This is a genomic window from Paraburkholderia sediminicola, from assembly GCF_046026855.1.
GTDB lineage: Bacteria > Pseudomonadota > Gammaproteobacteria > Burkholderiales > Burkholderiaceae > Paraburkholderia > Paraburkholderia sediminicola_A.
Genome location: NZ_JAQQET010000113.1, coordinates 1 through 391 on the forward strand (window position 1 = coordinate 1; position 391 = coordinate 391).

Genomic DNA, 391 nt, shown 5'->3' on the forward strand with positions numbered 1-391 from the left:
TATCCGTCTGCTTGGCGACGAAGCCTGGGCGGCTTTGGCCGAACTGCGGGCGGAACGCCGCACCGGCCGCTCGGCGCGGATGCTGTACGAAGTGCTCGGCGACATCTGGGTCGTGCGCCGCAATCCTTATCTGCAAGACGACCTGCTCGACAATCCGAAGCGCCGAGCGTTGCTGATCGAGGCGCTGCACCACCGTCTGACCGAGATCGAAAAGCGCCGCCGCGCCGATCTCGTCGAACACGGCGATGAAGCAGGTGTCGATCGGGCTGCCCGCGTCGAAACGCTGGTTGCGGCTGCACGCCGGGCCGTCGACGATTTCGAAAGCGAATTCCAGAAGACCTTCGATCTGCGCCGCCGCGCGAATAAGGTGCTGGGTAAGGTCACGGAAAAA

General features: G+C 63.9%; 1 protein-coding gene. It reads left to right on the plus strand.

What is annotated here, in order from left to right:
- The coding region (locus PQR40_RS39025) for a DUF3683 domain-containing protein (RefSeq protein ID WP_408511288.1) at positions 1–391 on the plus strand (391 nt) is incomplete at both ends.